The sequence below is a fragment of the Mesorhizobium sp. M7A.F.Ca.US.005.03.2.1 genome, assembly GCF_003997795.1.
Lineage (GTDB): Bacteria > Pseudomonadota > Alphaproteobacteria > Rhizobiales > Rhizobiaceae > Mesorhizobium > Mesorhizobium ciceri.
On sequence record NZ_RZRP01000425.1, the window covers coordinates 1 to 5,406 of the forward strand.

At 62.7% G+C, this 5,406-nt stretch carries 4 protein-coding genes; all 4 read left to right on the plus strand.

The genetic code is table 11. The features are described from left to right. Nucleotides 1-350 (plus strand): GNAT family N-acetyltransferase (locus tag EN991_RS21930; protein ID WP_164769267.1); only part of this gene is annotated, 350 nt, incomplete at its 5' end. A 378-nt stretch (nucleotides 351-728) separates the two neighbouring features. Beyond that, a complete protein-coding gene (locus tag EN991_RS21935) occupies nucleotides 729-2,534 on the plus strand; it encodes an ABC transporter ATP-binding protein (protein WP_127369534.1) in 1,806 nt (601 codons plus the stop codon). Between the two features lie 260 nt (nucleotides 2,535-2,794). Further along, nucleotides 2,795-3,970 carry a hypothetical protein gene (locus EN991_RS21940; RefSeq protein ID WP_127369535.1) on the plus strand — a complete coding sequence of 392 codons (1,176 nt, stop codon included), beginning with the start codon at nucleotides 2,795-2,797 and terminating at the stop codon, nucleotides 3,968-3,970. 185 nt (nucleotides 3,971-4,155) lie between these two features. Continuing rightward, nucleotides 4,156-5,406 (plus strand): glutamate--tRNA ligase (gltX, locus tag EN991_RS21945; RefSeq protein ID WP_127369536.1); only part of this gene is annotated, 1,251 nt, incomplete at its 3' end.

The window sequence follows — 5,406 nt, forward strand, 5'->3', positions numbered from 1 at the left end:
TGTTAATGGCAAGCTATTGGGGCGCCGGACGCACTGACGAAGTCCATCGCCGCGCCTTTGCCAATTCGCTTTGCGTCGGCGCCTATGTCGATGGCAGGCAAGTCGGCTTCGGCCGGGCGATCACCGACCGCACCGTATTCGCCTATCTCGCCGATCTCATCATCTGGCCGGAGAATCGCGGGCAAGGCATAGGAAGCCGGCTCGTCCAGGCCTTGATCGACCATCCGGAGGTCAGGACCGTTTTCCATTGGAGCCTGTCGACCAGCGATGCCCATGGCATGTATGAAAAGCTCGGGTTCAAGCCATCGACCGATGGCCGCTACATGCGCTTGGATCGCGTTCCTGAATGAGGCGCGGCTTGCCCGCCATTGTTGCAAAATAATCGCAGTGGTTGGACCAGATACGCTTTTGGCGTCAGCCCGTCTTGGCGGTGCATCGGAGCGTCTCTATAAGAACCGCTCCGCAATTGTCTTGCGGGAGGTCCGAATGGCAGTATTTCACATGGCAATGCGAGGCCGCGAAGCCTAGGTCTCATCCGGCGCTCCGCGAAGGTTTGCCCTTCGTGCCGATGCCGGATCGAGCACAGGCTTATGCCGATGCCGATCGCCGCCCGGTTATGGGCGATACGCCAAATATGCCACTCCGCTTCCGGGCAATCATTGGCCCTTGCGCGGCTTCTTCAATTTTCGACCTACTGGGATCGGGCTCGTTTGTGCCCGAATGACATCATGGCTCGTTTCAAGATCGATTTGCGCGCGAGCGCCTTTCGCAGCGTTCTTGGCTTCACGCTTACCCATTGGCGGCGCCAGCCGTGGCGGCTCTCGCTCATCATGGCCAGCTTCCTGCTGTCGACGCTGGCCGATGTGCTGACGCCGCTCTATTCCGGCCGGCTGGTCGACGCCGTCGCCAGCAGCGCCGGCGCCGACGCGATTGCCTGGAATGCCGCGCTGACGGCGTTCTCGATGTTGATGGCGCTGGCGCTGGCCGGCGTCGTGTTGCGCAACCTGGCGTTCATGGGCATCGTCGAGCTGACCTTGAAGATGATGGCCGACATCGCCGCCGATGCTTTCCATCGCGTTCAGCGCTTTTCCACCGACTGGCATGCCAACAGCTTTGCTGGCTCGACCGTGCGCAAGGTGACGCGCGGCATGTGGGCGCTCGACCTGCTCAACGACACCATCCTCATCGCACTGCTGCCGTCGATCGTCATGCTGGTCGGGTCGACGTTGCTGCTCGGCTGGTTCTGGCCGTTGATGGGTGCGGTCGTTGCTGCCGGTTCGGTGCTGTTCATCACGGTGACGGCGCTGCTGTCACTTGGCTATGTCGCGCCGGCGGCAAGGCTCGCCAACACCTGGGATACCCGCCTCGGCGGCTCGCTGGCCGACGCGGTCAGCTGCAACGCCGTGGTCAAGGGCTTTGGCGCCGAGGAGCGCGAAGAACGCCGCCTGGCCAAGGTCGTCGCCAAATGGCGTGCGCGTACACGGCGCACCTGGGTGCGCGGCACCATCAACGGCACCACGCAAGGAGTGCTGCTGCTGGTCATGCGCGCTGCGGTGATCGGCCTGGCGCTGATGCTGTGGTCCTGGGGGCAGGCGAGCGCCGGCGACGTTGCGTTCGTGCTGACCTCGCTCTTTGTGCTGCAGGGCTATCTCAGGGACATCGGCACGCATATCCGCAACCTGCAGCGCTCCATCAACGATATGGAAGAGCTGGTCGATTTCCAGTCCGAACCGCTCGGCATCGAGGACCGGCCAGGTGCCAAGCCGATCCGGATCACCGAAGGACGGATCAGCTTCGACAACGTCACCTTTCACTATGGCCATCACCGATCCGCGCTTTACCGCGACTTTTCGGTCGATATCGCGCCGGGTGAGCGCGTCGGGCTGGTCGGCCATTCGGGGTCGGGCAAGACGACCTTCGTCAAGCTTATCCAGCGGCTCTATGACGTGAACGCGGGGAAAATCCTGGTCGACGGTCAGGACATCTCGCAGGTGGCGCAAGCCTCGCTGCGCGGGCAGATCGCCATCGTTCAGCAGGAACCGATCCTGTTCCACCGGTCCCTGGCCGAAAACATCGCCTATGCCAGGCCGAGTGCGTCGCAGGAGGAGATCGAGCATGCCGCGAAGCTGGCGAGTGCGCATGACTTCATCACCAACCTGCCAAAGGGCTACGGTACACTGGTCGGCGAACGCGGCGTGAAACTGTCGGGTGGCGAGCGTCAGCGCGTGGCGATCGCACGCGCCTTCCTTGCCGATGCGCGCATCCTGATCCTCGACGAGGCGACATCGAGCCTCGATTCGGAATCGGAGGTGCTGATCCAGCAGGCGATGGAGCGGCTGATGGTCGGCCGCACCACGCTGGTCATCGCGCACCGGCTTTCGACAGTGCGGGCGCTCGACAGGCTGCTGGTCTTCGATCGCGGCAACATCGTCGAGGAAGGCTCGCATGACGAACTGATCCGGCTGAAAGGCGGCATCTACCGCCGTCTGTTCGAACGCCAGGCGCTCGAACTGACCAAGGGACTTGTCAGCTGACCTGAGGCGGCCTCCAGCTTCGGCCGGAGGCCGCCTCTGTCAGGCACGGTCAGCCCAGCGGGCTGGAGCAGGAGATGCGATCGCAGGGAGGCAGTCGACCCGTCGATCAGCGCCGTGATGCTGGCCGACTTGATTTGCCTGTGAAGTCCTGTCCGGATAGTAAGTCTTGGGACCTCTGTTCATCATATTGACCGAGATACGTTGTTTCTACCATTGGTTGATATATATCCGATGGAGGCAACCCACGGACGTTCTTCACGATGCATCTTTCTGCGAATGCCGAGGAAAAGTTGGCTGCGCCGTCAGTGCTGGAATCTCAGCATGGCTCGGTTCGGCCGCTTGCTGCCGAAGATCTCGAGCGCGTCGCCGCACTCTTCCTGACGAAGTTTCGCCGGCGGCGCCGTCACCTCCTCGATCGCGCTATCGCCGAAACGGCCGCGTATATGAGGGAGATTTATCTCGACCCTGCCGGCCACTCCGGTGAAAGCAACGCTCTTGTCCAGATCAACCGGCAGGGCCGCCTGGGTGGGTTCCTCGGCGTTTTGAAAGCCCGCTACGAGCTCAATGGTGCGCCATTGAATGCGGCGATCATCGGGCCGCTCATGGCCGACCCCGGCACCGATGACGGCTCGGCCGGACCGCAATTGCTGCGGGCATTGCATCAAGGCGAATTCGATCTGCAGCTGACCGATTCGGCCAACCGGACATCCTTGGCCTTCGCGCGCCCGATGAAGTATCAACTCCTGCCGGTGCATTGTCTGGGATGGACATATGTTTTCCGGCCGGCGGGAATGGCCGCCGCCGCACTGCACCGTAAATGGCCCGGCCTGCCTCACCTTGTACTCGACCCCTTTGCGCGAGCATTCGATGCTCTTGCGAAAAGAAGGTTCGAGCCCCCCGTCCAGCATTCATCGTCGCATCGCACCCACCGTGAGCCGATCAATGCCGTGCAATTTGCCGAGGAACTGCCGACCCTCCTGTCTGGTTACGCTCTTCGGCCGAGTTGGAAGGATGGGGAGCTGCCACGGCTGCTTGCACTGGCGGCCGAGAAGCGGGCCGACGGCCCCCTTCATTTCGGTGGGATCTACGACGAAACGGGCAAAATGCTCGGTTGTTATGCCTTCTATGGTCAAGCCGGCGACATGGCGAACCTGTTGCAAATCCAGGCATTCGGATCGCATTGGGGCGCGACGCTGGATGCGCTTGTCGCCGCCGCATGGGAGATGGGCTGCGTGGGCATCACCGGGCAGACGCAGACCAGATTCATATCTCAACTCTTTGGCTACAAGAATGTCTTCTTCCGCTATGCCGGGGGAACGATGGTCCGCTCGCGGATCGCCGAGGTCACGGAAGCGGTCCGCTCCGGCGACATCTTTATCGGTGGAGTGGTGGGCGACCGCTGGACCCGCCTCAGTTCCGATGATTTCGGCCGCTGATCGCCTTCAACCGGTGGTCAGCCCCAGCGGCTGGCTGCGCTCGGTTACAAAGGCCGCCTGCGGACTGGGCGCCTCCTGAGGCGTCCAACGCCCGGTCTTTTCATTCCAGCCGCCATGTTCTATGTCTGCCGGGCAGCGCGGGGGCGCGTCTTGTCAATCGTAAAAGCATCCGGTACGCCCCGCTCATGACAGTTACCGTTCGTTTCGCCCCTTCGCCGACCGGCCGCATCCATATCGGCAATGCGCGCACGGCTCTGTTCAACTGGCTGTTCGCCGTGAACAACAAGGGTCGCTTCATCCAGCGCTTCGACGACACCGACATTGCGCGCTCGAAGCAGGAGTTTTCCGACGCCATCCTCTACGACCTGCATTGGTTGGGCATTTTTCCCGACGCCACCGAGTACCAGTCGCGGCGCTTCGAAGTCTATGACGCGGCGGTCGAGAGGCTGAAGGCGGCAGGCGTTCTCTATGCCTGCTACGAAACGCCGGAGGAGCTGGATCTCAGGCGCAAGGTGCGCCGCACGCGCGGTCTGCCGCCGGTCTATGGCCGCGAGGCGTTGACCCTGACGCACGAGCAGATCGCCGAATACCAGACCGATGGCCGCCGGCCGCACTGGCGTTTTCTCCTGCCCAATTTCTCAGGCGATCCACAACAGCCGGAACGCACTGAAATCCACTGGAACGACTTGGTGCGCGGTGAGGAAACCGTCGATCTGGCCTCGCTTTCCGACCCGGTCCTGGTGCGCGAGGACGGCACCTATCTCTATACGCTGCCTTCCGTGGTCGACGACATCGAGATGGGCGTCAGCCATGTCATCCGCGGCGACGACCATGTCACCAACACCGGCGTGCAGATCGCCCTGTTCCAGGCACTGGCTGCCACGCCGCCAGTGTTCGGCCACCACAATCTCCTGACCACCGCATCGGGCGAGGGCTTGTCGAAGCGCACCGGCGCGCTCTCCATCGAAAGCCTGCGCGAGGACGGGATCGAGCCGATGGCCGTCGCATCATTGGCGGTCCTGGTAGGCACTTCGGAGAATGTCGCGGCGATGCCGACGATGGGCGAACTCGCCGAACGCTTCGATCCGGCGGCGACATCGAAATCCGCGGCCAAGTTCGATCCGGACGAGCTGTTCGTGCTCAACCGGTCGCTGCTGCACCACATGCCGTTCAGCGAGGCACAAGACCGTCTGATCGTGCTCGGCGTCTCCGGCGAGCAGGCCGAACCGTTCTGGCTGGCGGTGCGCGGCAATCTCGACAGGCTGGCCGATGCGGTCAACTGGTGGCGCATCCTGCGCGAAGGACCGCAGGAGAAGCCGGAATTTTCCGATGACGACCGCGACTTTCTTCGACAGGCATTCGACCTGCTGCCGGAGGAACCCTGGACCGCGACGATCTGGAAGGACTGGACGGGCAAGATCAGGGAAGCGACCGGC